The sequence below is a fragment of the Brasilonema octagenarum UFV-OR1 genome, from assembly GCF_963888615.1.
Taxonomy (GTDB): domain Bacteria; phylum Cyanobacteriota; class Cyanobacteriia; order Cyanobacteriales; family Nostocaceae; genus Brasilonema; species Brasilonema sennae.
Map to the genome: position 1 here is coordinate 1 of NZ_CAWPKW010000300.1, position 26,986 is coordinate 26,986.

24 protein-coding genes are annotated in these 26,986 nt (G+C 43.0%); 10 read left to right on the forward strand and 14 right to left on the reverse strand.

Features of this window, described 5'->3' with window-relative positions:
• Positions 1–83: 83 nt before the first annotated feature.
• Both guaA and AC5590_RS26030 read right to left on the reverse strand, forming a co-directional pair.
• The gene (gene guaA / locus AC5590_RS26025; protein ID WP_169266245.1) at positions 84–1,706 is read right to left on the reverse strand and encodes a glutamine-hydrolyzing GMP synthase; all 1,623 of its coding nucleotides are present in this window, start codon (positions 1,704–1,706) and stop codon (positions 84–86) included.
• 250 nt (positions 1,707–1,956) lie between these two features.
• Positions 1,957–2,256 carry a DUF7734 family protein gene (locus AC5590_RS26030; protein ID WP_169266246.1) on the reverse strand — a complete coding sequence of 100 codons (300 nt, stop codon included), beginning with the start codon at positions 2,254–2,256 and terminating at the stop codon, positions 1,957–1,959.
• 150 nt (positions 2,257–2,406) lie between these two features.
• Between AC5590_RS26030 and AC5590_RS26035 the strand changes: the two genes are divergently transcribed.
• Both AC5590_RS26035 and AC5590_RS26040 read left to right on the forward strand, forming a co-directional pair.
• Positions 2,407–2,598, forward strand: a complete 192-nt coding sequence (locus tag AC5590_RS26035) for a hypothetical protein (RefSeq protein ID WP_169266247.1) — start codon at positions 2,407–2,409, stop codon at positions 2,596–2,598.
• Positions 2,599–3,106: 508 nt separating this feature from the next.
• On the forward strand, positions 3,107–3,727 hold the full coding sequence (locus AC5590_RS26040; RefSeq protein WP_169266248.1) for a glutathione S-transferase family protein: 621 nt from the start codon (positions 3,107–3,109) through the stop codon (positions 3,725–3,727).
• Between the two features lie 133 nt (positions 3,728–3,860).
• Here AC5590_RS26040 and AC5590_RS26045 read toward each other — a convergent pair whose 3' ends face one another.
• Positions 3,861–4,187, reverse strand: a complete 327-nt coding sequence (locus AC5590_RS26045) for a PepSY domain-containing protein (RefSeq protein ID WP_169266249.1) — start codon at positions 4,185–4,187, stop codon at positions 3,861–3,863.
• A 244-nt stretch (positions 4,188–4,431) separates the two neighbouring features.
• On the opposite strand from AC5590_RS26045, the gene AC5590_RS26050 reads away from it, so the two are divergent.
• The 3 genes from AC5590_RS26050 (at position 4,432) to AC5590_RS26060 (ending at position 8,913) form a co-directional block, all read left to right on the forward strand.
• Positions 4,432–5,127: a LamG domain-containing protein gene (locus AC5590_RS26050; RefSeq protein ID WP_169266250.1), complete on the forward strand. Its 696-nt coding sequence runs from the start codon at positions 4,432–4,434 to the stop codon at positions 5,125–5,127.
• Positions 5,128–5,185: 58 nt separating this feature from the next.
• Positions 5,186–7,015 (forward strand): GMC oxidoreductase, encoded by a 1,830-nt coding sequence (locus AC5590_RS26055; RefSeq protein ID WP_169266251.1) that lies wholly within the window; start codon positions 5,186–5,188, stop codon positions 7,013–7,015.
• 71 nt (positions 7,016–7,086) lie between these two features.
• Positions 7,087–8,913, forward strand: a complete 1,827-nt coding sequence (locus AC5590_RS26060; RefSeq protein ID WP_169266252.1) for an alpha-amylase family glycosyl hydrolase — start codon at positions 7,087–7,089, stop codon at positions 8,911–8,913.
• 52 nt (positions 8,914–8,965) lie between these two features.
• Here AC5590_RS26060 and AC5590_RS26065 read toward each other — a convergent pair whose 3' ends face one another.
• The 3 genes from AC5590_RS26065 to AC5590_RS26075 all read right to left on the reverse strand — a co-directional run bounded on the left by AC5590_RS26065 (position 8,966) and on the right by AC5590_RS26075 (position 13,122).
• On the reverse strand, positions 8,966–9,838 hold the full coding sequence (locus AC5590_RS26065; RefSeq protein WP_169266253.1) for an NAD(P)-dependent oxidoreductase: 873 nt from the start codon (positions 9,836–9,838) through the stop codon (positions 8,966–8,968).
• 437 nt (positions 9,839–10,275) lie between these two features.
• Positions 10,276–11,541 carry a class I SAM-dependent methyltransferase gene (locus AC5590_RS26070; protein WP_169266254.1) on the reverse strand — a complete coding sequence of 422 codons (1,266 nt, stop codon included), beginning with the start codon at positions 11,539–11,541 and terminating at the stop codon, positions 10,276–10,278.
• Positions 11,542–11,937: 396 nt separating this feature from the next.
• Positions 11,938–13,122 (reverse strand): NAD(P)H-quinone oxidoreductase subunit H, encoded by a 1,185-nt coding sequence (locus AC5590_RS26075; protein ID WP_169266255.1) that lies wholly within the window; start codon positions 13,120–13,122, stop codon positions 11,938–11,940.
• A gap of 170 nt (positions 13,123–13,292) precedes the next feature.
• On the opposite strand from AC5590_RS26075, the gene rsmH reads away from it, so the two are divergent.
• On the forward strand, positions 13,293–14,165 hold the full coding sequence (rsmH, locus tag AC5590_RS26080; protein ID WP_248277277.1) for a 16S rRNA (cytosine(1402)-N(4))-methyltransferase RsmH: 873 nt from the start codon (positions 13,293–13,295) through the stop codon (positions 14,163–14,165).
• Positions 14,166–14,225: 60 nt separating this feature from the next.
• On the opposite strand, the gene AC5590_RS26085 is transcribed toward rsmH, so the two are convergent.
• From AC5590_RS26085 to AC5590_RS26100, 4 genes are all read right to left on the reverse strand, one after another.
• Positions 14,226–15,548, reverse strand: coding sequence for an ATP-binding protein (locus tag AC5590_RS26085; RefSeq protein WP_169266257.1), 1,323 nt, complete (start codon positions 15,546–15,548; stop codon positions 14,226–14,228).
• A gap of 107 nt (positions 15,549–15,655) precedes the next feature.
• Entirely contained in the window at positions 15,656–17,515 is a 1,860-nt protein-coding gene (locus AC5590_RS26090; protein ID WP_169266258.1) for a CheR family methyltransferase, read from the reverse strand.
• A 147-nt stretch (positions 17,516–17,662) separates the two neighbouring features.
• Positions 17,663–18,007 carry a hypothetical protein gene (locus AC5590_RS26095; protein WP_169266259.1) on the reverse strand — a complete coding sequence of 115 codons (345 nt, stop codon included), beginning with the start codon at positions 18,005–18,007 and terminating at the stop codon, positions 17,663–17,665.
• A 12-nt stretch (positions 18,008–18,019) separates the two neighbouring features.
• Positions 18,020–18,733 carry a Crp/Fnr family transcriptional regulator gene (locus tag AC5590_RS26100; protein ID WP_348982724.1) on the reverse strand — a complete coding sequence of 238 codons (714 nt, stop codon included), beginning with the start codon at positions 18,731–18,733 and terminating at the stop codon, positions 18,020–18,022.
• A 537-nt stretch (positions 18,734–19,270) separates the two neighbouring features.
• Here AC5590_RS26100 and AC5590_RS26105 point away from each other — a divergent pair.
• Both AC5590_RS26105 and AC5590_RS26110 read left to right on the forward strand, forming a co-directional pair.
• Positions 19,271–19,729: a response regulator gene (locus AC5590_RS26105; RefSeq protein ID WP_211178536.1), complete on the forward strand. Its 459-nt coding sequence runs from the start codon at positions 19,271–19,273 to the stop codon at positions 19,727–19,729.
• An 11-nt stretch (positions 19,730–19,740) separates the two neighbouring features.
• The gene (locus tag AC5590_RS26110) at positions 19,741–20,151 is read left to right on the forward strand and encodes a response regulator (RefSeq protein WP_169266260.1); all 411 of its coding nucleotides are present in this window, start codon (positions 19,741–19,743) and stop codon (positions 20,149–20,151) included.
• Between the two features lie 241 nt (positions 20,152–20,392).
• On the opposite strand, the gene AC5590_RS26115 is transcribed toward AC5590_RS26110, so the two are convergent.
• Entirely contained in the window at positions 20,393–21,442 is a 1,050-nt protein-coding gene (locus tag AC5590_RS26115; protein WP_169266261.1) for a chemotaxis protein CheB, read from the reverse strand.
• Between the two features lie 79 nt (positions 21,443–21,521).
• Entirely contained in the window at positions 21,522–21,902 is a 381-nt protein-coding gene (locus AC5590_RS26120; protein WP_211178537.1) for a hypothetical protein, read from the reverse strand.
• A 367-nt stretch (positions 21,903–22,269) separates the two neighbouring features.
• Here AC5590_RS26120 and AC5590_RS26125 point away from each other — a divergent pair, with 367 nt between their 5' ends.
• The gene (locus tag AC5590_RS26125; protein ID WP_169266263.1) at positions 22,270–22,644 is read left to right on the forward strand and encodes a response regulator; all 375 of its coding nucleotides are present in this window, start codon (positions 22,270–22,272) and stop codon (positions 22,642–22,644) included.
• Positions 22,645–22,882: 238 nt separating this feature from the next.
• Here AC5590_RS26125 and AC5590_RS26130 read toward each other — a convergent pair whose 3' ends face one another.
• Both AC5590_RS26130 and AC5590_RS26135 read right to left on the reverse strand, forming a co-directional pair.
• A complete protein-coding gene (locus tag AC5590_RS26130; protein ID WP_169266264.1) occupies positions 22,883–23,284 on the reverse strand; it encodes a hypothetical protein in 402 nt (133 codons plus the stop codon).
• Between the two features lie 254 nt (positions 23,285–23,538).
• Positions 23,539–25,425: an ABC transporter ATP-binding protein gene (locus AC5590_RS26135; protein ID WP_169266265.1), complete on the reverse strand. Its 1,887-nt coding sequence runs from the start codon at positions 25,423–25,425 to the stop codon at positions 23,539–23,541.
• A 467-nt stretch (positions 25,426–25,892) separates the two neighbouring features.
• Between AC5590_RS26135 and AC5590_RS26140 the strand changes: the two genes are divergently transcribed.
• The gene (locus AC5590_RS26140; RefSeq protein WP_169266266.1) at positions 25,893–26,693 is read left to right on the forward strand and encodes a COP23 domain-containing protein; all 801 of its coding nucleotides are present in this window, start codon (positions 25,893–25,895) and stop codon (positions 26,691–26,693) included.
• The last annotated feature ends 293 nt before the right edge of the window (positions 26,694–26,986 follow it).

Sequence of the window (26,986 nt, forward strand, 5' to 3'; positions counted from 1 at the left end):
AACTTGTGTCATTGGAATGACTCACTAGTTCATTTGTTCGCGTTGAAAGGGCTGGGTGGGCAATGCCCACCCTACCTTTGAAATTACTCCCACTCAATAGTTCCAGGTGGCTTGGAGGTGATGTCATAAACCACTCGGTTAACACCTTTGACTTCATTCACAATCCGGTTAGAAATCACTTCTAAGACATCATAAGGCACACGCGCCCAGTCAGCAGTCATACCATCTTCACTGGTGACAATCCGCAAAACGATGGGGAAAGCATAAGTACGTTGGTCGCCCATAACACCTACACTGCGAATTGGTAGTAAAACAGCAAATGCTTGCCAGTAATCGTGATACAAATCACGTTTGTTAATTTCTTGGCGCACAATTAAGTCTGCATCTCGTAAAATATTTAACCTTTCGGCAGTAATTTCGCCTAGGATACGAATCGCTAAACCCGGTCCAGGAAAAGGATGCCGTTGGACAATTTCTTCTGGTAAACCAATAGCACGTCCTACTTTACGGACTTCATCTTTAAACAGTTTCCGTAACGGTTCCACCAGTTTGAATCGTAAGTCTTTGGGCAATCCACCAACGTTGTGATGGCTTTTGATTTTCACTGCCACCCGTTCTCCAGTTTGAGGGTCAACATTGGTGTTAGCAGATTCAATCACGTCTGGATAAAGCGTGCCTTGAGCGAGATAATCAAAAGGTCCGAGGCGTCTGGATGTTTCCTCAAAAGTACTGATAAACTCGTACCCAATCATACGACGTTTTTCTTCGGGGTCAGTAATGCCAGATAGTGAAGAAAGGAACCGTTCCCTAGCGTTGACATATTCTACCGGAATGTGAAATTGTTCTTGGAACAGTTTGATCAGTCGTTCAGGCTCATATTTTCGCATAAAGCCTTGGTCGATAAAAACACAAGTCAACTGATCCCCAATAGCTTTATGCAGCAAGAATGCCAAGGTAGAAGAATCGACTCCTCCAGAAAGCGCCAACAGCACACGTTTCTCGCCAACTCTCGCGCGAATTTCTCGAATGGCTTGTTCGACAAAAGCAGCAGTTGTCCAAGTCGGTTCACACTCGCAGATATGGTACACAAAGTTACGGATTAAAGCTATACCACCAACAGAATGCACTACTTCTGGATGGAATTGGACGCCGTAAAGTTTCTTGTCGTGATGAGCAATAGCTGCACACGGAGTATTTTCCGTATGTGCCAGTAATTCAAATTGTTCTGGCATCTGAGTGATAGAGTCTGCGTGGCTCATCCACATCGTCGTACCATCTTCAACATTGGTGAGCAAATCTGTGGGATCATCTATGTAGAGTGACGCTTTACCATACTCACCTCGGTCAGCCTTTGCCACTTCCCCGCCTAGCTGTTGCACCATCAGTTGCATACCGTAGCATACACCTAAAATCGGAAGTCCCATATTCCAGATTTCTGGGTGACACCGGGGAGCACCATTGTCATAAACTGAATTGGGACCTCCAGAAAGGATAATCCCCTTAGGATTGAGTTGACGTAGTTGTTCAGCTGTAGTGCGATAAGAAAGGACTTCAGAATATACTTGGGTTTCACGAATTCGGCGGGCAATCAGTTCAGAATACTGAGAACCAAAATCGAGAATAACAATCATTTGGCGATTAAGCGGCTTTAAAGATTCAACTTTTTCAGGCGCTTGTTCTGTTGGTAGAGTCACCGCAGTGTTCATGGCAGGGAAGGTGTGAGTGTAAGAAGAAATTGTGGCTTATCAGGTTAAAAACAATACCATTTCTCTGCGTTGTCAGGCTGTGATGGTAATAGAAACCCTCTGCACACGCGACTTTGAATGCGTCTGCTTAGCCGATAGTTATGTGTAAATGGTATTAAGAAAAAAAACTTACCTTAGATTGGTAAAATATTATAGCCTGATTGGTGAATCTTAAGATTATTTATAATAAATTAACATAATTTTGCTATTATCAAACTCCCATTTGTGACAACAGGACTTGCATATTGTCCCAAGAAAGTCCTTGTTGGATGTAGCGGGGTGCTTCCGGATTATAAGGACTGGCTACGCGGTCAATTTTGATAATTTTTGCTTCATCTTGCAGCACCGGAACATCGGGATCAAAGGCAGTTGGGCGCGTCAAAGAGCTAGAAAAGCCTTTAAAAATTGCAATTTGGTCTTCCTCACCCGCAATTTCCACACTCACGAGCAGGACTTCTTGGGGACGTTTGACAGTATATTGTTCCAAGCGCTTGCTGATAGAATTGTTCATTTTAAAAATGACGTGTCATTAATGTTTCTGATAAGCAGCCTCACGGGCGCCGCACCACCCTTTATGAATCAGGACTTACGCACTGAAAACTCAAAACCTCGATCCCCGCTAGCGCACGCCAGGTGCTATCTCCCAAGGGGAGACGCAATCATGCGAACAAGTCGGCTGCGCCGGATGCCAGATACCTCTGTCGGGAAACCCCTTCGGGTTCGCCAGATGCCTGCGGAGGGAGACCCTCCCGCAGCACTGGTCTCACCTCCTGCAGCGCTGTCTCACCGCCTCCGGCGTCTACAAGTCGGGAAACCCGCTGTTAGCACCTGGCTCATGAATCCGGGGGCTTGAAATAATGATGCTGCGCTTTTTATACCTCCATTCAGAAATTCTTGGCGCAAGACTGTTGGTCCAATCCAAACTAAAATCCAAAATTCATGCAATTCAAAAATGCATGAATTAAAAATTCTTTAATTCTTTTTGAATTTTTAATTTTTAATTTGAGCTTGGTCGTGGGTCAATCTTAAAGTATACTGCGCCAAAAGATAGGACTCTTCTTTGGTTTTTGCGAAGCAACGTACACTTTATCAGTTATCAAGTACCCACAGTACCAGTTACCAGTGATCAATTGTTCACTGTTTACTGTTCACTGTTCACTGTTAAGCGTTCCCTGTTCCCTATTAAGCGTCTGCGCAAGCGATTCTGACAAATCAAATCGGATTGCCATAGCAGGATAGAGTTTTTTGAGACAGAACTTCATACAAGGAGATGCTTAAACATTTACCTGTTTTGAAGTCGTAAACGACTGTCTCATTGCTTCAATCTCAATGACGATTAATAATTTTTTGGAGACAATTAGATGCTTAGGGTTTATGGGTTTAACGAATCAGGTAACTGTTACAAAGTCAAGTTATTATTGAAACAGTTATGTAGACAATTTGAATGGGTAAATATTGATATTCTGAAAAAAGAGAATCGTACTCCTGATTTTTTGGCTAAAAACCCTCATGGAAAAGTCCCCTTATTAGAAACTGAGACAGGAACATTTCTTTGGGAGTCAAACGCTATTTTGTGTTATCTCAGTGAAGGCACTAATTTCTTACCAAGTAACCGACTCGAACATGCTCAAACATTACAATGGCTTTTCTTTGAGCAGTACAGCCACGCGCCAAATCTTGCGATCGCTCGCTACATCACTCGCTATCTTGGCGCACCATCCGAGTACCAGCAAACTTTGACTGCCAAAAGAGAGTTAGGTTACGTGGCTCTCGATATCATGGAAAAACATTTGACAACTAGGCAGTTTTTTCTAGGAGACCGTTACACAATAGCAGATATTGCTCTCTACGCTTATACTCACGTAGCTGATGAGGGTGGCTTTGATTTGACTAACTATCGGTTTATTAAAACTTGGCTTGAGTTAGTTAGAACCCAGCCTAATCATATTACCATGAATAGTTTGGAGCAGGCATATGTGTAACTAGTAACTTGTGTTTGGACTGCTAATAACCGGCGATACGCAAGAGCTAAAGCGTATGCGCAAAGCGCACGCTGCGCGAACGACTGCCCTTCGGCAAGCTCAGGGACCGCGCTCACCGTCGAAGTCCAGAGGCTTATCGCTTGAAGTCACTTAAACAATAAAATCCCCTCCAGGAAGAAAGTAATACCAATTTGAAAAAAGAATGCGACAGATACACATTCCCAAACTCTCCTGTAATATTGAGAACTAGAACTAGAAAACATACGATACCAACGATTGTTTTTCCAGTGTTTCCAGCTAGCAGATTGCAATGCAAATCAACGGCTAAAGAAATCAGTTGCTCGTTCCATCTCTGCTTACTCATAATAGTGCCTGTGTAGGGGTTGACAAAAACGCTACTTATTTGAGCAAGTGAAATTTCCGTCACTGGATTATCCGGTGGATGGAAAACGTCAAGCACGTAAGGTGCGTCTGGTGTTATGGGTATGTATAAACGCGCAAATTTAGTATTTGGTTCCCAATCTAACGCTCACTACAAAACTGCATAAGTTGATTCGTCTTACATCTATTAAGAATGCAGACAAGTTAAGGATATGAGTGCTTGACTTCTGTTGAGCAACTCAAACCAGAGCTTATGCATACAAGAAACTTTTTGTCAATGCGTAAGTCCTACTTGTAAAGAAAGTGATTTTGGAGAAAGTTCCATGGGCATTAATGATGGATTGATAGGCTATTGGCAATTTGATGAAGCGGAAGGGACTACTGTCCTGGATAGATCAGGCAATGATAATCGTGGCTTGATCATCAATGGCACTCGAAGTGACGGCAGATACGGCAAAGCGGTAGAACTTAGCGGTAGCGATGACTCACATGTCAGTATTCCTGGTTCGGCAAGCCTGAATAGCCTGGTTGATCAGATTACTGTGACAGCTTGGGTATTTCCAAATGTAGCCCCGGTAGGTTTTAAAGTTGTCGTTTCTAGACAAGTTGGTACTCTTTTGCATCCTGATCAGTTTTATTTAGGCTTTGGTCCAAAAAATGACGTAATGCATTATAAGTGGCATCTTGGCACAGATGACGCTGGCACTTTGCGTGAAGGCGAGATTTACAGTGGTACTCCAGATAGCAATCGCTGGATACATATGGCAGGAACCTATGATGGAAATATCATGCGTCTTTTTGTTGATGGCATCGAAATTGACACTAGCCCTCTGAGTGGAAATATTCTAGTAGATGATAATCCTGTCACTATTGGTGGGGAAGAAAATGGACCAGCGCTTCAGGTCGTGGATGGGGAATTTGAAGGACTAATTGATGAGGTTCGCATCTATAACCGTGCCTTGGGTGCATCTGAAATTCGTGAAATTTTTAACCTTGACTCAGAATTGGCTTCAGTGTGATTTTGACTCTTCCTTAATATTTTGAGTCTCCTCATTCACGAATGAAAGGTATTTTTTTATGATTTTTGTCGAATTAGTTACTATTGCCCACATTCCACCTTTCTGTGAAGTTACCTTGCGAACAGATAAAGATGGATGGCAAAACAATGAGATTGCAGGAAAGTACCAAAACGATCGCTGGATATTCGAGCTAGCCGATCCGAAGTATTTAACTGGCTTCGTTTGTAAGTTTGCCCTAAACCGGCAGATTTGGTCTAACGGTGGTGATTTTAATATTCCTGGCACCGATAACGAGCGTCATACTTTTTATCTAAGGGAGTTTGGCTTTGGTTTACCTGTTCAACCTGTTATTGAACTCGGTCAAACTCAGGTAAAACTTTTTGATATTTTTCCTCCAAATGCCCCTGACCGCAAATCCTACGATGTGATTGTCATCGGCTCTGGTATGGCTGGTGGTGTCTTGGCTGATCAACTCGCTGATAACGGTTTAGATACTTTAGTGCTAGAAGCTGGGGGAGTTCCCCTAGAGACTCACATTGCAAATCTGCCTCGACCCAATTTTCCTCGTGAATTTAGAAAACACGTCTGGGAGCGCTGGCCCCAATATCAGGTGATTAATTACGATCAGCCTGCTGATGGTAGTGAAAATAACTACGGAGGTGCTCAAGGATTTAATTTGGGTGGTCGATCAGTTTTTTGGGGCGGTTTTATTCCCCGCATGAGTTCCTGGGAGTTGGATTTTTGGCCGACTCGACTTAAGTGGGATCTAGAAGATCGCTACTATCAACTAGCTGAGGATTTGATGGGTCGTTCCACCGCGCCAACGACTTACTATACACGTGAAATATATCGAGTCTTGCGAGAACAGCTTCCTCGATACAGCCATTTTGATGCTCCAATGGCAGTCAGACAAAATCTGACTGGAGCAAATACTATCGCCACTGGCATGTTTTCCACGGCAGATTTGCTACTGGAATCATCAAGAACTGGTGGTCCTGCGGGTTTCCAAAACTTGACCGTGCGCACTCATCATCAAGTCATCAGAATCGAACCTGGGGAACCCTGCGCAGTCATTGCCCAGGATATTATTTCCAAGGAAGAAAAGAAATTTTCAGCCAAGTTTGTAGTCCTTGCTTGTGGGTGTTTTGAAAGTGCACGCCTTGCCAAACGGAGTGGTATTGGTAATGATTTGGTAGGGCAGGGTGTTACCGATCATCCCATCGCGTTTACACATTTTTCTATTCCTCCCTCCTCGCCTTTTTATGATCGTTTTGGATCTGTAAAAGTGGTATCTCAACCAACTGAGCCACACCCAGGAGAAGATAGAATCCGTGACCCCTTTAATATTCTGATTGAACTGGGTGCAGACTTTAACCAAGGACGGTATTTGGATGAAGATATTTTCCGCGAAAATATCGCAAAGCGTAACATGCTTTGCGAAATCGTTTTTCTCACAAATACGGAATTGCTTTTAGGCAATCAAATCGAGTTTAATGCTGGCAATAATTTTCGCCCGATTGCCAAAATTAAAAATCCTGGACTTCCCAACACAGTTGAAACTAGAGTTCGAGAAATCACCAACAATATTCTGACTGCTTTAGGGGGGGAGGTGTTGGATCAAGGATTTGGTAATGGTGGGCTTGGCGGTGTAGCCCATGAGGTTGGCTCTCTCCATATGGAGGTTACAGACAGTAACAATATTGGAAAAGGTACACAGCAAGCATTACAAGGTGTTGTCGATGAAAACGGTAAGTTTCTCGACCAGGAGTTTGTTTACGCCTGCGATCTGTCAATCTTTCCGACCTCTCCAGCAGCAAATCCTAGCCTAACAGCAGTCGCTCTTGCATTACGGCTGAACGATCATTTAGTAAAACTTGTCCGTTCTTAATGAACCCTAACCTTGATCCTCAACTTCTTGAGGGTTAAGGTTGAATTCCTGTTCAATTTATTTAGAGAAAAATGGTAGCTAGTAAAGTATTGCCTCAAGTCAGTACCCATGAAGGCATGGGTAATATTGTGTTTACTGGCGGCACAGCTTTCCGCGTTTGGGCACCCAACGCCCGCCAGGTTCAAGTTGCTTTTTACAATAGCCGAGACCAAGATAACACCAGTCCTTCTAGCTTAGTCAGTTTAGCGTCAGAAAATAATGGCTATTGGTCTTGTGATGTCCCTGGAATTTCACCCGATCAGCTTTATAGTTATCAAATTACTAATAGTGAAACAGGAGCAATCTTGTATAAGATTGACCCCTATGCCAAACAAATCACGAATTCAGTTGGCAAAGCGATTGTTCGCGAATCGGAGTTTCCCTGGACGGATGACGATTTTCGGATGCCAGACTACAATTCTCTGGTTATTTATGAGCTTCATTTAGGAACATTTGATGATGATCCGGGCGATCGCCCCGGAACCCTCACAAGAGCAGCCAAAGGACTCGACCATCTAGTTGAACTTGGTATCAACTGTGTTCATCTAATGCCCCTCAGTGAATTCGCCGCCGATTTTTCCTGGGGATTTAATATTGCTCTACCATTTGCGATTGAGGAAACTTATGGCGGGATTATTGAATTTAAAAAGTTTATCAATCGCGCCCATAGTTTAGGAATTGCCGTTATTATTGACAGCGTATTTAATCACTTTGGTCCTAGTGATTTAGACGAAGGTTTAAGGCGCTTTGATGGATGGTTTCAAGGCGAACATGGAGGGATTTATTTCTATAACGACGATAGAGAAGCAACTGACTGGGGACCTCGACCTGACTTTGGACGTCCGGAGGTGCGGCAATTTATCCGTGATAACGTGATGTTTATGTTAGATGAATGTCATTGTGATGGGTTAAGGATTGATAGCACATGCAATGTCTGGGGATTCAATAACGGTCAAGGCTGGAATAACGAAGGCTTTAATTTACTACGTTGGATTAGTGATGAGAAAAACTTTTTCCATCACCATCCCAGAAATAAAATCTTCATTGCTGAAGATTGGCACAATGACGGATGGGTAACACGTCCAACACCACAGATGGGGGCAGGTTTTGATGCTGAATGGCATTGGTTTGTCCATGAAGCACGACGTGCTTTAGAAAGTCCCAGCGATCAATCTCGAGATATGGATGGAGTTGCTCGCGCTCTTTACGCCCGGTTCAATGATGATGTCTTTAAGCGGGTTATCTATATTGAATCCCACGATGAATCCGGCAATAATGATGCACTAGCTCGCCGAATCGATCCCTCAAATCCTGAATCCTGGTTCGCCAAAAAGCGAATCACCCTTGGGGCAGCTTTAGTTTTGACAGCACCTGGAATTCCAATGATTTGGCAGGGACAAGAAGTTTTCTCAATTCAAAAATTTACTGATCAAGTTCCAATTGACTGGTCTCGCAAAAATACTTTTAACGGGATATTTCAGCTTTATCAACGTCTTTGTCAGCTTCGACGCAATTGGGACAACAACACTCGTGGGCTGAGAGGACAGCACATCAACTGTCACGTCGTCGATAACCTCAATAAAGTCATTGCCTTCCACCGTTGGAATGAAGGTGGCCCAGGAGATGACGTCATTGTGATCTTAAATTTTGCTGATCGCACTTGGGATTCTTATCGTGTAGGGTTACCCGCTTCGGGGACTTGGTGGTGCCGTTTTTCTAGCGATTGGGCAGGCTACAGCAGCGATTTTGGTAACGTAGGGGGACATCCCGTCAGTGCTGAAGCAGTGCCAAAGGATAATATGCCTCATAGTGCTGGTTTTGCGATCGGTCCCTATAGTGCTCTGATTTTTTCTCAGTAAGCATTGAGGTGGAAAATCTGCTTAAAACTCCCACGCCTTTTAGGGGGGAGTTTTAAGCACCATCAGTTGATGCATTAATTGCAGAAAAGATTGATGAGTAATCTGCTTCAGAAAATGACATTTTCATTGCCATATCTATGATGTCGCGTACACCCTCGATGCTACTGAGATTTAAACTAGTAGATCTTGCCTCTGAGATGAACAAATCTATGTCTTTCATCAAGTGTTTTGTCGGAAAATTCGCATTATCATAATTGTTCTCAAGCATCCGTTGCAATTTTTTGTCAAAGGTGGGTGCGTAAAGAGCACTCTGGCGCAAAACGTACATAAACAAATCCACATTGATACCTTGATGCTGGGCAAAACCAACACTCAGGGCAAAAGCTGTTGTCAGGGAAGCAATGAGTTGATTTAACGCCAGTTTCAGCGCCGACGCAGATCCTACAGGACCTACAAGTAAAGGTTCTGGACCAAAATGTTTGAATAACTCCAGGTGGCGTTGATATTGTTCTTGGTGTGCGCCTACCATCACAATTAGTTTGCCATCTTTGACCTCTGGAATGCTACCCAAAACAGGTGCTTCTAAATACTCACCACCAGCAGCAACAACTGCATCTCTGATTTCTTTACTTTCTGTGGGAGTAATTGTCCCCATTTGAATAATGCTATGTCCGGGAACAGTTTGCCAAGACCTATCCGAAAGCAAAACACTGTATATAGCTCCAGCATTACTCAGCATAAGAATGCTACAATCAGCAGCATTAATTGCTTGGTAGGGGCGTTTTACCACTTGAGCACCAGCTGCTTTGAGTGGTTCTAACTTTTCTGGGGTGCGGTTGTAAGCAATAACCTCTATATTCGCCTCTAACAACCTTTGAGCCATCGGTAGTCCCATCAATCCAGTCCCCAGAAATGCTACCTTCATTTTTTACCTTCCTTGATAAGCGATCGCTTTTTCTCATCATTCGTTTTCAGAATTATTTCTTGCAAAAATCCGATTTGGTGGGTATTTACAACCACACAGAATTTATTTAATTTCTAAAAATGACTTTTGCAAGACGTCTATTCTTTAGAAAGTGGGGAATTGGCTTGAGTGAAGCAGTCACTAAAACAAGACTTGTCTGGCTTGTTGGCTTTCTCACTCCCTCCCTCAAGAGTGTCCCCGCTTTCTCCATCAGCCACCTGCTGCAAAAGTCACCATAATCATCACTGAGAGTAAAAGACCTGGACTCAGTAGCAACACTAACATCAAAAGATCATGAGAACTCATAATTATTACTCTCCAAAAGATATAATTGCGAATGTAATCACTGCTATAGTAGACCAACAATCACCAACGCACTGTTAATAGAGCTTAATTTTTCATGATATTTGCATTTGCTCTGGCACACTCAGTCCTTTTAATGGTTGTGTAGCTTCTTGTTTGGTTAGTCCTTTGGCTTGAACCAGGACACCAAATCCACCAATACCCAAAGGATCTAAAAGCTGATGCAGGACATCCCGACGGTGCAGCAACTGCGAGATGGGTTGCTCTGTGTAAGAGAGGGCAGCAATTCGTTCTCCCAAGCCCAAAGCCATCAAAAACAACGCTTGCTTGGTAAAACCAACTTTATCTAATCCGCAGCGATCGCCCCATCGTTCTAAAGTGGTAAAATCAACATGAGTTGTAATGTCCTGTGTCCCAATATTAATATATGGGTCATTATGGCGTTGATGATTGTAGTAACACTGTAACGTACCTTGCGATCGCATAGGATTATAATAACGACTGGCAGGGTAACCATAATCAATCGTCAACAGATATCCACGCTGCAAACGCTCTGCCACTAAACTCAACCAATCCAATGCAGCTAAGTTAACCTCACTACGATAACCATCAGCGTAAGAACTGATATTTATTCCTACAAGCTCAAAATATTCCTCAAGTTTAACTGTCGAAGGCGTATCTGCGACTTCTACAAATGATGCTACAGGAATAGAAGTAGATACGGGAATTTTTGAGTGTTCCCTGTTCCCTGCTCCCTGCTCCCTGCTCCCTGCTCCCTGCTCCCTATTCCCTGTTCCCTCTTCCTGCGTTGTGACAAAAATCTCCTGCAATCGTCCTTCTTGCAAAACAAATTGATGCACAGGTAAAGCATCCACCAACTCATTAGAAAAAAAGCAGCCAGTGACAGAGTGAGTTGGAATCTCCTCCAAATTGAACCAGCGTACAGAAAATTCTCGCAGCTGTTGCTGTTGTTCTTCCCTTAAAACTGAAGATTTTTCAACAATCACATAATCCAGAGCATTGAAAAAATCAGGATACTGCTGCTTAATATACTTAAGAAGATCTAAAGCCAACAGTCCTTGACCTGCTCCCATTTCTACCAAAGAAAATGGCACAGGTTGTCCTAAAATTTCCCACATTTGGAAAAATTGTACCGCCAGTAACTCACCAAAGTCAGCACCAAGGTGAACAGAAGTAAAAAAATCACCTTCCTTTCCCAGCTTCAGCGCCTTTGTGGAATAGTAACCAGTTTGCGGATGATATAACACCATGTCCATATACTCAGCGAAAGTGATTCGCTTTTGGGGACTTGTCGTGATCCGGTGTGCGATCGCTTTACATAGTTCTTGATTGGAAGGCATAAAGATTTCTAAAAGAACGCTTAACAGGGAACAGTGAACAGTAAACAGTGAACAGGGAACAATTAATAACTGGTAACTGGTAACTGGTAACGTATTTAGGACTTACGCAAAAACCCTTTTAAACCCTCTTAACTTTGTGTTCTTTGCGTCCTACCCTGCGGGAAGCCCTATGGCTAACGCCACGCCTTACGGCTATCGGGTTCGCAGTCGCCTACGGAGGGAAACCCTCCTGCAGCGCTGTCTCACCGCTCCGCGTCTATGCGGTTTATTTTTTCATTATTTTGCGTAAGTAGTCCTAGTACTGTAAACCCAAATACATACAGATAAACGCCGAGAGAACAGAAAAATATCTGCCTCCATCGGCGTTCATCTGCGGTTCAAAAGTTCAAGTTTTCCTTATCTATCTACAGAACCCATAATGATGTCAATACTACCGAGAATGACGACAACATCCGCCAGTTTCACGCCTTTTAGTAGATGAGGCAGAATTTGCAGATTGTTGAAATCTGCTGCGCGAATCTTCCACCGCCAAGGAAAGACGTTATCATCACCAATCAGATAAATTCCCACTTCACCTTTACCGCTTTCGATGCGAGAGTAAATTTCACCTTTAGGAATTTTGAAGGTGGGGGAAATCTTCTTGCTGATGTATTGGTAATCAAAGGCATCCCACTCAGATTTTTTGCCTGCTGCTAAGCGCTTAGCTTCCAGGTTTTCGTAGGGACCACCGGGAAGTCCTTTGATGGCTTGTCTAAGAATTTTGACAGATTCGCGCATTTCCCGCATCCGTACGACATAACGGGCAAAGCAGTCACCAGCAGTTTCCCACTGGACGTCCCAGTCGAAATCATCGTAACATTCGTAGTGATCAACTTTGCGTAAGTCCCACTTCACACCAGAAGCACGCAACATTGGACCAGAAAGTCCCCAGTTAATTGCTTCTTCACGGGTGATAGTGCCAATACCTTCAACACGACGCCGGAAGATGGGGTTATCAGTCACTAAGCGCTCGTACTCATCTATTTTAGGCACGAAGTAGTCGCAGAAGTCGAGGCACTTGTCAACCCAACCGTAGGGTAAGTCCACCGCCACGCCACCAATGCGGAAGTAGTTGTTGTTAACCATCCGGTAACCTGTGGCGGCTTCCCACAGATCATAAATCAGTTCCCGTTCCCGGAATTGGTAGAAGAAGGGAGTTTGAGCGCCGACGTCAGCTAGGAACGGACCAAACCACAGTAAGTGGTTAGCGATGCGGTTCAACTCCAGCATGATGACGCGGATGTAGCTGGCGCGTTTGGGGATGGGAATGTTTGCTAGTTTTTCTGGGGCGTTCACAGTCACGGCTTCGTTGAACATCCCCGCTGCGTAGTCCCACCGACTCACGTAGGGGACATACATAATGTTGGTGCGGTTTTCCGCAATCTTTTCCATTCCCCGGTGCAAGTAGCCGAGTACTGGTTCACAATCAATAACATCCTCACCATCCAGAGTTACAATCAGTCTCAGCACCCCGTGCATTGAGGGATGGTGGGGACCCATGTTCAGCACCATGGGTTCAGTGCGGGTTTCTAATCTTGCCATAAAAAGAGTGTTCTCCGGTTTGGGAAAATTTTATAATGGAACCGCGTAGCAGCAAAGAACGCGAAGTAAGCAGTAAGTTGGAGAGAGGTTGGCAGTTGAGCGTTTTCGTTTGATGTTTCGTTTTGTTGCACTTGTTCAACTATTATTATATGAAGCGTGAGATAGAGAGAATGGAGGTACAAGATTTTTTTCATGTGCCTGTTTTGAGTGGCCAGGTAATTGAGGGTTTGGCTGTCCGTCCCGATGGGCATTATTTGGATGCAACGGTAGGCGGTGGCGGTCACAGTCGCCTGATTTTAGAAGCTGCACCCGATGTGCGAGTAACGGCTATTGACCAGGATGAGGACGCTTTGGCTGCGGCGCAAAAGATATTAGGGGCGTTTGGTGAACGTGTAAAATTTATTCATAGCAATTTTGCGGCGTACGATTTTCCACTGAGCAAGTATACCGGAATCATTGCTGATTTGGGCGTTAGTTCTCATCATCTGGATACATCTGAACGGGGTTTTAGTTTTCGCGCCCCAGCAAATTTGGATATGCGGATGAACAGGCGACAATCTCTGACAGCGGCTGATGTGATTAATGATTGGGATGAAGCTGAACTGGCAAATATTTTCTTTCAATACGGTGAAGAAAGGTTGTCACGGCGCATAGCCAGACGGATTGTTCAACAACGTCCATTTCACATGACAACAGAATTGGCAGAGGCGATCGCCTCTTGTGTTCCCCCAAAATACCGCTACGGCAGAATTCACCCAGCTACCCGCGTTTTTCAAGCCTTGCGAATAGTCGTCAATAACGAGTTAAAATCCCTGGAAACTTTTTTGAGCAAAGCACCACAAGCCCTTGTACCAGGTGGCAAAATTGCAGTTATTAGTTTTCACAGTTTAGAAGACCGTATTGTCAAGCATAGTTTTAAAGATTCGCCCTTCTTGCAGGTTTTGACGAAAAAACCCATAGAAGCACAAGAAGAAGAAATTGTCAATAATCCCCGCGCTCGTTCTGCAAAGTTGAGGATAGCCGAGAGGGTTGAGGAACAGTGAACAGTGAACAGTCAATAGAGGAAGCGATTTAACTGATAACTGATAACTGATAACTAATGACTAACGACTAACATTGCGTGGTAATTGTATACGGAAAGTGGAACCTTGGTTAATGGTGCTTTCAACTGTGATTCTACCATTCATGAGGCGAACCAATTTATCAGCGATCGCCAGTCCCAAACCAATACCTCCGTACTTGCGTGTGGTAGACTTATCAACTTGCCAAAATTCTTGAAAAATGTGTGCTAGTTCCGATTCGGGGATGCCAATGCCCGTATCCTTAACCATTAACACGACTTGGTGTTGATTTCGTTGCTGTACTTCCACAAACACGCCGCCTGTATCTGTGAATTTAATGGCGTTGGAAATCAGATTAACCAATATTTGGCGTAGACGAACGCTATCGTTGATAACTATAGGATTTTCAATATTTGCGTGCAAAACTAAGCTGAGATTTTTTTGTTCAGCAAGACAACGTAGTTCCTCTGTGCTTGCTCTCACCAGCTCTACTAAGTTAAATTCTTCTGGATTAAGTTCTAGTTTATCTCTCTCCAATTTGGAGAAGTCAAGCATATTCTCAATCAGTGCTAGTAGATGTTTGCCACTTTTAATAATCCGTTCGATCATGTCTCTTAATTCGACGGGGAACAGATTATAGTAGCGCTGTAACAGCAGTTGGGAAAACCCCAAAATTGAATTCAAAGGTGTACGCAGTTCGTGGGAGAGAACTGACATCATTTGAGTTTTTATGTGTGCAACTTCTTGTAACTCTAAATTCTCTTTCTGAATTAACCGCAGTTTTTCCTCTGCTTGCTTGCGGGAGGTGATATCACGCACAAGCCAACGCAAGCCTTGAAATTTGTCTTGGGGAGCGAACACAGGAGTGACACTCAGGCTAGCATCAAATATATTACCTTGTCTCGCCTGCAAGCGGATTTCCCACTCTTGCATTCGCCCCATATCAGATAACCCTGAGAATTGATTACGAAAGGCGCGACGTTCTTCCTGCGGAACAAAGTTGACCAGCGCTTTGCCTATCAAAAAACTTTTCGAGATGTTGAGCAGTTGAGTAGCCGCCTGGTTGGCTTGCAAAATTTTCCCGTCGGTATTTGTGACCAAGTAACCATCCGGTGCAAAATCAAATAATTCCTGGTAGCGTTGACGTTCTTTTTCTATCTGTTGGTTAGCAATATTCAATTGCTCATTCTGTTGATGCAATTCTTCCTGAGCCACATACAATTCTTCCAAGGCGGTATTAAGTTGCTCGATAGCTTCCAAGAGTGCATTTTGCTGGGGCATAGGTGATTCACTAGCACGAGATTCTAAGAATTGGCTGCGCTGGCGTACTTCCTCTATTCGCTGACTAAACTTGTCCAGATTCACGGCGCACCTCTTCTAATCTCCTCTACCAACCAAGATACATATCGTGCTTAGATCTAAAATCTATCTGACAGGTTATTCTTCAAACGCCAATGAATGATAAAAGTTGACTATTCTACTTGCGGGCGCTCTTCCATTAGGATAATAAGTCCTTGGATATCAGAGGCGTTACCCAACAGCGGGTTGCAAATCACCTGACACTGAATCGCTCTACCCCGGCGGTTTATAGCATCTAGCAACACTTCATGGTGTTCTGACTCTCCAATCAGAATTGTTCGCATCGGTTGTCTGAGTGGCTCCAACGGCAAATTAATGTCCAAACTCATAAAGTGCTTGGAAAAAACTTCATCAAATCGCAAACCCCACAAATCTTCTGCTTTGCGGTTCCACATTAGGACATGCAAGTCGCGACTTAGAACAACCACGCCAACACGTAAACTAGTCAGGATAGATTCTAAAAAACCGTTGACTCTGTTGAGTTCTTGGCTACGTTGGCGCAATTCTTCGTTGATAGTCTGCAATTCTTCGTTGGTAGATTGCAGTTCTTCGTTCATAGTTTCTAATTCTTCGTTGGTGGATTGTAGTTCTTCGTTTGTGGTTTCCAGCTCCTCTACTGTCGATTGAAGTTCTTCGTTGGTAGTCTCTAATTCTTCGTTGGTGGATTGGAGTTCTTCATAAGCTGTTTCTAATTCTTGATTGGCGTTTACGAGTTCCTGTTGCAGATTTTTAAATCGAGTTACATCTATGAAGACAATCTTTGTACCCAAGATTTCGTCGGTGTTGTCACCTATTAAGGGGATTATCTGTACGTCGAGAGATTTTATTTCGCGGTCTGTAGTGGACCACTCAATATCTTTTAAGATGATGGGGCGACGAGTGGAGCGAACATGGTCAATGCGCGATCGCAATTCCACAGGTCGATAAGAAAGCTCTAAATCTTGCAACGGACGACCCAAATCTCTAGGATTGAGATTAAACAAATTACGAGTTTCAGCATTAGCCAATATAACAATACTGTTGAGATCCACTACTAATTGAGCGACCGGATCAATCTCAAAAGCTGCTTCATGAAGGCGGATTTGGTCAACAATTTCTGGCACCGCTTGCTGTCTAGAAGAATTAGCCATACTTAACAGCATATCTCGAAGATTGCCGTTAGGAACTTTGGTAAATACCCGTCGCCGTAAATCTATAGGGGTAAACGAGTGATTGCGAGTAAACAACATTTCTGCTTTCCCCAAAAACAAAAAACCATTATCATTCAGAGCAAAGTGAAAGCGATCAAGAATTTTTGCTTGGGTTTCGGTATTAAAATACATCAAAGTATTACGGCACACCAGTAGGTCAATCTTGGAGATGGGTGCATCTTGTACCAAGTCATGGCGACCAAATATAACACCGCGACGCAATTCTTTTTGAACTATGTAGCGACCGTTAACTCGCTCAAAGTATTTTTGCTGTAGATTTGCGGGAACGCTTTCAATATCTTTTGGACTGTAACTTGCTTGGCGAGCGAGATTAAGAGCTTCCACGTCTACATCCGTGGCAAACACTTTCACCCGTGTTGTGTACTGTTCCATACCCATTGCTTCAGCAAGCAAAATCGCTATGCTGTAGGTTTCTTCCCCAGAAGCGCATCCCGCACTCCATACTCGGATTGGTTTGCTCAAATGTTTGTTAGCAAGTATTGCAGGAATAATTTCACTTGCGATGTACTCCCAAGCTTGTCCCTCACGGAAGAAAGCTGTGACGTTGATTAAGATTGTGTTGAATAGCTCAACAAACTCGTCTGGGTGTACCTCTAAATAGTCTAAATAATCAGTATAATTTTCAATACTAATTGTTTGCATGCGTCTCTGAATTCGACGGCTTAAGCTGGTGCGCTTATAACCGCTAAAATCGAACCCACGATTGCGTTTGATATATTCTAATAAATCTTCTAGTTCCGGATTTGTTTCTTGGTTACTCATATTTTTTATACTTTATCAAGGCACTTGCGTTTGTGCTTGTTGTCAAACTACAGCCTCTCAGGGATAATTAGGTTCAACAAGAGGTATTGCTCCTAAGCAGTTATTCTTAACCAATATGTGGAAAAAATCTCCAAACAGATTGGTATTTTAATATTTTTTGCTTATTAGAAACGAAAAATAATAAATTTTTTGTTGGCTTGTCTGGTTCCTTGTCTCTGGCAAGGAATGCAGCAATGGAGGCTCTGCCTCCTGACCTACTACTAGAAACACACGTAGTAGGGGAGCCAGTACTGCAGAGAGAAGTGCCTTGCGCGGGTTCCCCGCGTTGTGGCAACTTCGGAGAGGGTTTCCCTCCGTAGGTATCTGGCGTTGGGCACTGCTAGTCAGATCCTGCCCAGTATATGAGAGTTTTAGTGGCAGTGCCCACCCTACACCTACAGCTACTGCTACACCTACTGCGGGTAACATCCCTGGTGAGACTAACAGCATCATAGATTACAATCCTCAATCGCCACCAAGCAAGCGCTCAAACTCTTGTTTGACTTTTGCATAACATTCACACGAAGCCGCTTCTAAGGCAGTTCGGTCAAGAATTCTCATTTGCCCACGTCTGTAGCTAATCATCCCAGCTTTCTGAAAAATGCTTGCGACCTCACTTACACTAGCACGACGAACCCCCAGCATTTGAGCAAGAAACTCCTGAGTGAGTAAGAACTCGTCAGATTGTACTCGATCGCGAGTCATTAAAAGCCAACGACAGAATCGTTTTTCGATAGAGTGCAAGCAGTTGCAAGCAGCTGATTGAGCAATCTGGTTAAATAATGTTTGTGTATAGCGTTGTAATATCTTGTAAAGCGGACTACCTGGAGTCACAAAAGTTTTGAACTCCTGTGCCTTCATTCGCATCGACTCACCAGGAACTTGTGAAAAAGCTTGCCCAGGAATTTGATCTGCTCCCAGGAATACAGGCACACCTATCATTCCTTCGTTACCCACTGTAGCGATTTCGGCTGTCGCGCCGTCCTCCATAATAGTAACTAAAGAGACAATACCATTCTTCGGGAAATAGACGTACTCAATCGGTTCGTTCATCTCGTAAAGAATTTGCTTCAAAGGCAAAAAGATGATCTCCATGTGGGGGAGGAGACGTTCGTATTCTTCTGTTGGCAAGATAGTCAGAAGCCGATTTTCATTTCGATTACAAAAACTTGGTGACACGGATATAACTAGTCTTATTGAACTAGTCGTAAATTAACTATACAGTTAGCTGCATTGTCAATGATTTTTAGCTTGACAAAAAATTATCGCTATGAATCCATTATTACGCCATTTTGATATTAGTTATGTACGGTAGCGGATAGACAAATAACAAGTAAATAGGTAGATTCTGAGTTTGTAGTATGTAGCTAATTGTTTGAAATGCGTGTAGCTAGAAACACAATAAGCAAAGCGGAAGTAGATGCATATATCCCTAGAAGTAACTTAAACATGACCCAGAGTTGTGTTTTGATTGCCGATGTCACCTCAAAACCTGCCAGCCATAGCAGCATCATCCCAAAAATCGTAGTGATAATGACTCAAAACGCTGTCATCAGATCAAAGAGTGCTGCTATCACAAGCACAGCAAGGGAAGTTAGAGCCAAAAGCGTTCTGTTTAGAACTAACAGCGCAGCCGCAAGGGCAAAGAGGTTGAGCTTATCGCTCAACGTGCAACCTTTTTAACATAGCTATGAAAAGCGATGACAGTCAGGGGGCTTGGCAGAGGTAAGTGTTATCGTGTTAAAAAGTTTTGATAATCAATATCCTGAGAACGATATAAACGTTAAGACACTCAATAATTTGCGGATTCTTGTCGTAGATGATAATGCTGATACCCTTTTTTTAATTACCGTTATTCTTGAAGATTACGGCGCTAAAGTCATGACGGCTACATCAGCAAGCGAAGCTTTTGAGGTCATCAGGGATTTTGAACTAGACTTTTTAATTATCGATATCGTTATGCCGCAAGAAGACGGTTATTCATTAATTGGTAAAATCAGAACGCTGGAAAATACACAAAAAAAAGCAATACCTGCAATAGCGCTAACAGCTGTAGATACAGATGAAGCACGCCAACTTGCTTTCAAGTCAGGATTTCAAAATTATCTGACTAAGCCTTTTGACAATAGAGAGTTAGTCATAGAAATAGCAAATTTTTTAGTCAATTGCAATTAAATATAGTACTAATGGGGGAGAAAAGTAAAACCATTTTGTTAGTCGAAGATAACCCTGATGTAGGGTTTCTCATTCAGTCTTTATTTCATGCTGCTAATTTGCCAGTTTCTTTTCAAGTTATCAAGAATGGACAAGAAGCTGTGGATTACTTGTCGGGTAAAGAACCTTATCTTAACAGAGAGAATTACCCACTACCAGTAATCATATTGACAAATATAAATATGCCCCATATGTCAGGTTTTGAGTTACTTGCATGGGTCAAGCAGCATCCTCAACTGAAGAATTTACCAGTTGTGCTAATGAGCACCTATGACGATCCAAAGCATTTGATTCAAGCTGCCAGCTTAGGCGCTTACTCGTACTTCATTCAAACATCATCTTTTGATGGCTTGGTAGACATAGCGGCAAAATTCGTATCGTAGCGTTGGCTTTGCTATGCATGAATTGGTGTCTATTTAACGTTTAAACCTTTGAACTCACCTTGATTTGACCCCTCCCCCAAGTTCGGGCTACGGTGTACACACATCTCACTCAAAACCTCACCCTGCCCTGTCGGGCATCCCTCTCCTTGCTAAGGAGAGGGAAAGATTTTAGCTACGCTAAAAGCGAGGGTGAGGTTTGGACTGTATGACAACGAAGTAGAAGAGCTATATTCCTAAACATTTACGAGATATTAGTTGGTTCTTCATCTGGTGGAACATCAGTGTTGTTCCCCTGTGCTGGTGTAGGGTTACCCTTGAGCAGGACATCCCGAATAACCCCAGCACGTTTTTGAGAATCCTTCACTTGCTCTTCCAGTCGTTGTGCTGATAAAGTTTGGTTGCGATCGCGCATCCGTTTCGCCATCCGAGTTGATAAAGATGCTTTCTCTTCCAATGCCCTGAGGGCAAACCACAACGCATCTTCCAAAGCATCAGATTGCTTTGCCAGCAGAGTTTCTGCTGAATAAGCATGACCCGTACGGCATCGAAACCGCAATAACTTTCCGTCTGAAAGATCCCACAAAGTACCACCACAGTCTGGACAGCCAAAAGTAGAAGGTTTGCCTGGTCTTTCTTCGTTATTAAGTACGTTCATATCCAACTCCACCAAGCCAGATTCAAATTCAATCTCCTCAGGCACAGGATCTTCTTCGCCTTCCACGGGCGTGTTAGCTAGATTTACCAAGATATCTGCAATATCCGACAGAGGTAGGATATAGTCAATATCATCTACGTTCTCGATGGCGCTGCGCGGCATCCCAGGATACATTGCATCTTCGGGGTTTTGAACAACTGCAACACCATTGCGCATTTTCACTGCCCTAACTCCTGCCGTACCGTCGTCAAGAACACCCGTTAGCACCACAGCAACCACTCGTCGCCCATAAGCTCGCGCTGCAGTGCGAAACAGTGGGTCAATAGCTGGACGATGACCGTTTTCTGTTGCTCCGCGTGTCAAGTGTATATATCCTGGTTTTACCAGTAGGTGATAGTTTGGCGGGGCAACATAAATTCTTCTCAATTCAATGACTTCGCCATCTTTTGCATGAGATGCTGGCAATTTTCCAGCACGGCTAAGGATGCGTGGCATAACACTTGTACCGTGGCTTGGTACATGAAGCACAATCATCACAGCAGCATTCAGGTCTGGCGGTAAATTCTTGACTAAGTAAGAAAGTGCTTCAACTCCGCCTGCCGATGCTCCGACAACGATGAGATCGTGTCCGGGCATTTTTGTTATTCCTCCTAATTGCAGCGGAGCTAGGCATATCGCACTGCTTACATCACGCTAACAGAATCAGCTAACAGATTTACTTAATTTTGAGGCGATTTATCAAATTGTAATTTTTTCGTTTCAAAAACAGAGCTTGAGCCTTAACAAAATTAGTCTGAGCTTTAGTATATCTAGCTTTAGCCTCAGCATGCATAATAGCTAAAGCACGCTTTTTCTTTGTTTTTTCTTCATCAAAGTCATTTTCCTCCTCATCGCTTTGAAAACTCACAACAAGAGCTACTTGTTTATCTGACTCTGTGACCAAAATATTAAATAAAGGCTTTTCATCATTATCTATTTCTCTGGCTAGTTCCAGTAGAGCATCAGCTAAGACTATCGGCACTCTGATAGCACGGGTTCTACCAAGCTTCCATGAAGGGGCTGGACCTCGCTTGCCACGTTGGGGAGTATCTAACATAAGTTACTTGTACAAATATTATATTTACAATCATAAACTTGTACAAGTTTTGGAAACCTGTACAAATTTAGTGTAAACTAATGGATAATCAAAATAAAAAACAACCTATCTACTGCTGTATATACAAGTGCTAAATGTGTGATTTTCTCTAGGACTTAGGCACTATACAAATTGATGATCATGTGTAAAAGGCAATTCTGTCGTTTTAGGCTGTTGAGGACAACTCAACAACAAGTAGCGATATCGCTTACAGAACATGAAACCATCAAACTTCCAGATGAAAATTTCTACCGCATATGTGATTGTTTATAGAAATTTTTTAATATAAACCATTTGAACAGTTAAATTCATTTAATATTTATTTTTTATGGTGTTTCCCACTGCTCAGCGAATTTTGATTGTGGATGATGTTCCTAACAATATATTTTTGCTTCAAACATTTTTAGAAGCAGAGGGATTTAATGTTGATACTGCTTTGAATGGTCTTTTAGCCTTAACTAAGATTCAAGCATCACCACCTGATTTAGTCCTGTTAGATTTGATGATGCCAGGAATGAATGGTTTTGAAGTAACCAAAAGTATCCGTCAAAATGATCAACTCCGCTTCCTTCCGATTTTACTAATAACAGCTGGTAATGACACTGATGGAGCAGAAGGATTAAAAATAGGGGCAAATGACTTTATGCGTAAACCTATCAAATTTGACATATTAATGGCAAAAATATTAAAGATTTTGAACTGAAGTACAGATATTTTTGAAAATAGATATAAAAAAACTGTCAGCGTGAGAATTTATAAAGAAATCGAAATCTGACAGCTATTTTCAGTACATTGAACCACAGATTTTCGTAGGGGAACGGCAAGATCAGCCTCTACCCCCTGGTTTATTTACTTGAAAACCGCGCTTCAGCAAAATTGGATTTCATTTGGATGAAAATGTGAGTCTAGATCGAGCGCTTATTATTCAAGGTTCTTGACTCTTACTTTGAAGTAATTGGACGCTCACCATCAATGTCCTGGGTGTCTATTATGTCAAAATCACTTTTAGCAACGGGACGTTCGCCGTCTATGTTGACGGTATGCCCAACGTTCATATCACCTGGATCAATTGGACGCTTGCCATCTACAGCAAGCATGTCATGATTCTTAAAAGCACTCTTGCCAATTGGACGGTTACCATCTACATTTAAGGTTCTAGAAATCTCAAAATTACCCTTGGCGAGAGGACGTTCACCATCTATGTTGAGAGTACCCTGAACTTGCATGTTATTTGGGTCGATTGGACGGTGACCATCTACATCAAGTGTTTTAGAAATTTGTTTGGGTTCGTTAGATGATGGCTTAGCACCTGGAGTACTATCAGCTTTGTCTATATTATCCATACTTCGGCTTATTCTTCCTTATTATGGTTGTTTGCGCTCAAATAGCATAATCCCAAGAGTTATTATCCACAATTTGGAGTACTTGTGGGCTATGCAAAAATGGCTTTATTATTCACTTTAATTAACATACTTAAACACAGGCAAAAAATCATCTGCCACAACATAGAATCTACCTCTGACTTGAGAGGGATTTGTCAGTTGAGTGCGGCAGACAAAACCCTCTGGGATCATAAGGTATGTTATCAACGCGCCTCTTACAACGCCCTAGTTTGCCGTTGTCGCACCCGTTCAGCACTTCCAGTAGGAATTGAGGCGATGAGTTTTTGGGTGTATTCCTCTTTGGGTTCGCGGTAAATACTCTCTGCTGTCCCTTGTTCGACGATTTCACCGCGATTCATTACCAAGATGCGATCGCTCATAAATTTCACCACACTCAAGTCGTGAGAAATGAAGATATAAGTCAACCCAAACTCAGCTTGCAATTCTTTGAGCAGATTTAGCACTTGTGCTTGCACAGATACATCCAGCGCTGAAACCGATTCATCACAGATAATAAACTTAGGATTTAATGCCAAAGAACGGGCAATACAAACCCGCTGACGTTGACCACCAGAAAACTGATGCGGATAGCGGTTCATCGCGTCTGCACTCAAACCCACGCGTTCTAAGAGGTAAGCGACACGTTCTCGCCTTTGTTGCTTTGTGTTACCAATCGAGTGAATCACCAAAGGTTCCATAATTGCTTCCCCAACCTTGAAGCGTGGATCGAGGGAACTAAAGGGGTTTTGGAAGACAATCTGCATTTCTCGTCGCAACTTCTGTAACGTTTTGCCTTTGAGGGTTATGATATCTTGCCCTTCAAAAATAATTTGACCGCTCATTGGTTCAATTAATCGCAGCAAGGTTCTGCCAAGGGTGGTTTTACCGCAACCAGATTCTCCCACCAATCCCAGCGTTTCTCCCTTTTTGACATCAAAGGAAACGCTATTGACTGCCATAAAATAGCGTTTTGTGCCACCAAACGCCCCCCGTATTGGGAAACCAACCTTCAAATCACGGACTTCCAAAAGAGATTGCTGGTGTTCTAAGCTTTGCAACCTTTGATTTATCTCTTCAGTTGTCACTTCCACAGGTTGTTGAGGTTGTTTCTCTTCAATGATCAAATCTCCTGTTGGCGTTTCCTCCACATTCATGTAGTCGGAAACTGTCAGCAGTTTTTGGGGACGACGGTTAAGTGTTGGACGACAAGCTACTAAACCTTTCGTGTATGGATGCTGCGGATTTGAAAAAATTTGTGCCGCCGAATCGTATTCTACAATTTTGCCTCTGTACATCACGGCGACTTTATCAGCGATTTCTGAAATGAGTCCTAAGTCGTGGGTGATGAAAATTAATGCCATTTGACGGCGCTGCTGCAATTCTCGCAACAGCTCAAGGATCGTTGCTTGTACCGTCACATCCAATGCTGTGGTTGGTTCATCTGCAATCAGCAGCAGTGGGTTGCAAGAAATTGCCATTGCGATCATCACCCGTTGCAACTGTCCCCCAGAAAGTTGATGCGGATAACGTTCTAGGATAGCTTCTTTGTGCTGCTTCACCAACTGTGCTATTTTTTGCTCGTCTGGAGTTGATGAACCGAAGGAAGTTTGTTTCCAAGTTTCGATATACTGTTCCTTGAGGGCTTCATCGCTAGGAAGGAGTTTGACCTCTTGCAAACCGGCGATCGCCATTCGTCGTGCTTCAGATGCCGAAACACTCTGGTGTCGCAAAATAGCTTCCGTTATCTGAAACCCAATCGTGTAAACCGGATTGAGCGAACTCATCGGTTCTTGGAAAATCATGGCAATGTCGCCGCCTCTGTGGATCTGTATTTGCTCGCTAGGCAATTCCACTAAATTGATCGGTGCGCCATTCTCTTGAGGGTGAAACCAAATTTCACCGCCACTAATCCTACCAGGATTTTGAACCAACCCCATAACTGCCAGCGATGTGACTGATTTTCCGCTTCCCGACTCTCCGACTATTCCTAGAGTTTCTCCTCGATGTAATTCAAAAGATATCCCATCTACTGCTTTGACACCTTTACTCTCACCCGAAAACTCAACTTGTAAATTGCGAACGTCTAGGATAGTTTCTCTCATAAAAGTCAGGGGCTTAATTCTAGCTTATAAATTATTTGGATTTTAACAGCGACTTTGATTTTTTTTATTGATCGCAATCTTATGTGCGACGATATTTTTCCGATTTTGACAGCTTTGGTATTAAATTTGGCATTAAAAATTACAAAAAATAACTTAAGCTGTCGCAAATATAGCAGATTTCCATTGAGTGGCATATTGGAAAAACCCTAGGGGCACACCATTGCTGTACTCCTAGCCGTGGTGTACGTAACACAGAACAGGTATATACGATTCCTCCGCAGATTTTTGCGAAGCTTCGCTCTTCGTGTATGTTAAGCGTTCGGGTGTTCCCTGCTCCCTGCTCCCTGCTCCCTGCTCCCTGCTCCCTGTTCCCTATTCACAGAATTGAAGAATCAAAATCACAAGATTCTTCGTCACTGGAATTATTAACTCCCAACGTCAAATTCACCAGCTTTTTAGATCTGTCTATGCTATCTCAACCTGTGAAACTTCTTTTTTTGAGTGCTGTGAGTTTATCCTTTGTTCTAGGTCCTGCAGCAGCATTTGGGCAAGTTCGTCGTGGAGGTGGTGATATTGTTGTACCAACACAACCAGCAAGCGGTGGCTCAACAACAACTAGAACAAGAACAATAGAAACAGATGGATCTTCCAGTACAACCAGAACAAATACCTCATCACCTATAAGTAGCAGTAATCGATTTTTCTGTCAGTCTTACAATGGTCAGTACACCGTGATGTACCAGCCAGAAAGTCAACCAGGTCAATACTTCCCTTGGGCGAGTCCTAGGACTTTGGGTGGCGGCTGGGATTCACAACAGCGTTGCCAAGCAATTGCCGAACGCTTGGAAACATATCGCCCAGATGGCTTAGTGGAACTGAAGACAGCGATAGAGAACAGACAGAATATTCTCTGCGTCACCACAGAAGCTAATCCTTACTGTCGCATTGTGTTGACAGTACCCCCCGAAAAAGATCCTTATGTTGTCCGTAATAGCGTTTTCCAAAACTTAGCATCTGCTGATAGCGGACAGCAAACTTTTGGCGTTAACACTTATACAAGTGGTGGTAACGAACTCTCCAATTTGGGGCAAAATATTTTTGGTGGTAAAAAACCTTCTGTTTCTTCTAAAGACCCCATCAATCTCAAACCTTTTCTAGATCGTGCTGATCGCGGTACAGGAGAAAAACTCCGTAACGGTGTGTCGCTTAAGACTCAGCAGTCTCAACCTCAAACTGGTAATCGCCTAAATCCCAACAAATTCCGCTAAATTTAGTTTTTTCCTGTTTCCAGTATTTGGTTAATGTCGGATTATCCGGTGATTTCAGTAGTTTTTGTTACAAAAACACAATAAGCGTTCATTTGGTGAACGCTTATTGTGCGGATGGGATGTTGGACATAATTTTTGGTCTGGTTTTAAGTATCAATTCAAACCAAGTCGTTATTTGTTCATAACCACGAGACTTTCAGGGATTATCATTAACATCTTCTTTCCTGCCATCGGAACGCTTGTCGTTGGCAAGATTGGTCAGGGAATCATTCAACTCATTCTTTTCATTATTG

Excerpts from the sequence above, each read along its gene's own strand:
- guaA (WP_169266245.1), bottom strand. The coding sequence starts at position 1,706 with ATGAACACTGCGGTGACTCTACCAACAGAACAAGCGCCTGAAAAAGTT.
- AC5590_RS26030 (WP_169266246.1), bottom strand. The coding sequence starts at position 2,256 with ATGAACAATTCTATCAGCAAGCGCTTGGAACAATATACTGTCAAACGT.
- AC5590_RS26035 (WP_169266247.1), top strand. The coding sequence starts at position 2,407 with ATGCGAACAAGTCGGCTGCGCCGGATGCCAGATACCTCTGTCGGGAAA.
- AC5590_RS26040 (WP_169266248.1), top strand. The coding sequence starts at position 3,107 with ATGCTTAGGGTTTATGGGTTTAACGAATCAGGTAACTGTTACAAAGTC.
- AC5590_RS26050 (WP_169266250.1), top strand. The coding sequence starts at position 4,432 with ATGGGCATTAATGATGGATTGATAGGCTATTGGCAATTTGATGAAGCG.
- AC5590_RS26055 (WP_169266251.1), top strand. The coding sequence starts at position 5,186 with ATGATTTTTGTCGAATTAGTTACTATTGCCCACATTCCACCTTTCTGT.
- AC5590_RS26060 (WP_169266252.1), top strand. The coding sequence starts at position 7,087 with ATGGTAGCTAGTAAAGTATTGCCTCAAGTCAGTACCCATGAAGGCATG.
- AC5590_RS26065 (WP_169266253.1), bottom strand. The coding sequence starts at position 9,838 with ATGAAGGTAGCATTTCTGGGGACTGGATTGATGGGACTACCGATGGCT.
- AC5590_RS26070 (WP_169266254.1), bottom strand. The coding sequence starts at position 11,541 with ATGCCTTCCAATCAAGAACTATGTAAAGCGATCGCACACCGGATCACG.
- AC5590_RS26075 (WP_169266255.1), bottom strand. The coding sequence starts at position 13,122 with ATGGCAAGATTAGAAACCCGCACTGAACCCATGGTGCTGAACATGGGT.
- rsmH (WP_248277277.1), top strand. The coding sequence starts at position 13,293 with ATGGAGGTACAAGATTTTTTTCATGTGCCTGTTTTGAGTGGCCAGGTA.
- AC5590_RS26090 (WP_169266258.1), bottom strand. The coding sequence starts at position 17,515 with ATGAGTAACCAAGAAACAAATCCGGAACTAGAAGATTTATTAGAATAT.
- AC5590_RS26095 (WP_169266259.1), bottom strand. The coding sequence starts at position 18,007 with ATGATGCTGTTAGTCTCACCAGGGATGTTACCCGCAGTAGGTGTAGCA.
- AC5590_RS26110 (WP_169266260.1), top strand. The coding sequence starts at position 19,741 with ATGGGGGAGAAAAGTAAAACCATTTTGTTAGTCGAAGATAACCCTGAT.
- AC5590_RS26115 (WP_169266261.1), bottom strand. The coding sequence starts at position 21,442 with ATGCCCGGACACGATCTCATCGTTGTCGGAGCATCGGCAGGCGGAGTT.
- AC5590_RS26120 (WP_211178537.1), bottom strand. The coding sequence starts at position 21,902 with ATGTTAGATACTCCCCAACGTGGCAAGCGAGGTCCAGCCCCTTCATGG.
- AC5590_RS26125 (WP_169266263.1), top strand. The coding sequence starts at position 22,270 with ATGGTGTTTCCCACTGCTCAGCGAATTTTGATTGTGGATGATGTTCCT.
- AC5590_RS26130 (WP_169266264.1), bottom strand. The coding sequence starts at position 23,284 with ATGGATAATATAGACAAAGCTGATAGTACTCCAGGTGCTAAGCCATCA.
- AC5590_RS26135 (WP_169266265.1), bottom strand. The coding sequence starts at position 25,425 with ATGAGAGAAACTATCCTAGACGTTCGCAATTTACAAGTTGAGTTTTCG.
- AC5590_RS26140 (WP_169266266.1), top strand. The coding sequence starts at position 25,893 with ATGCTATCTCAACCTGTGAAACTTCTTTTTTTGAGTGCTGTGAGTTTA.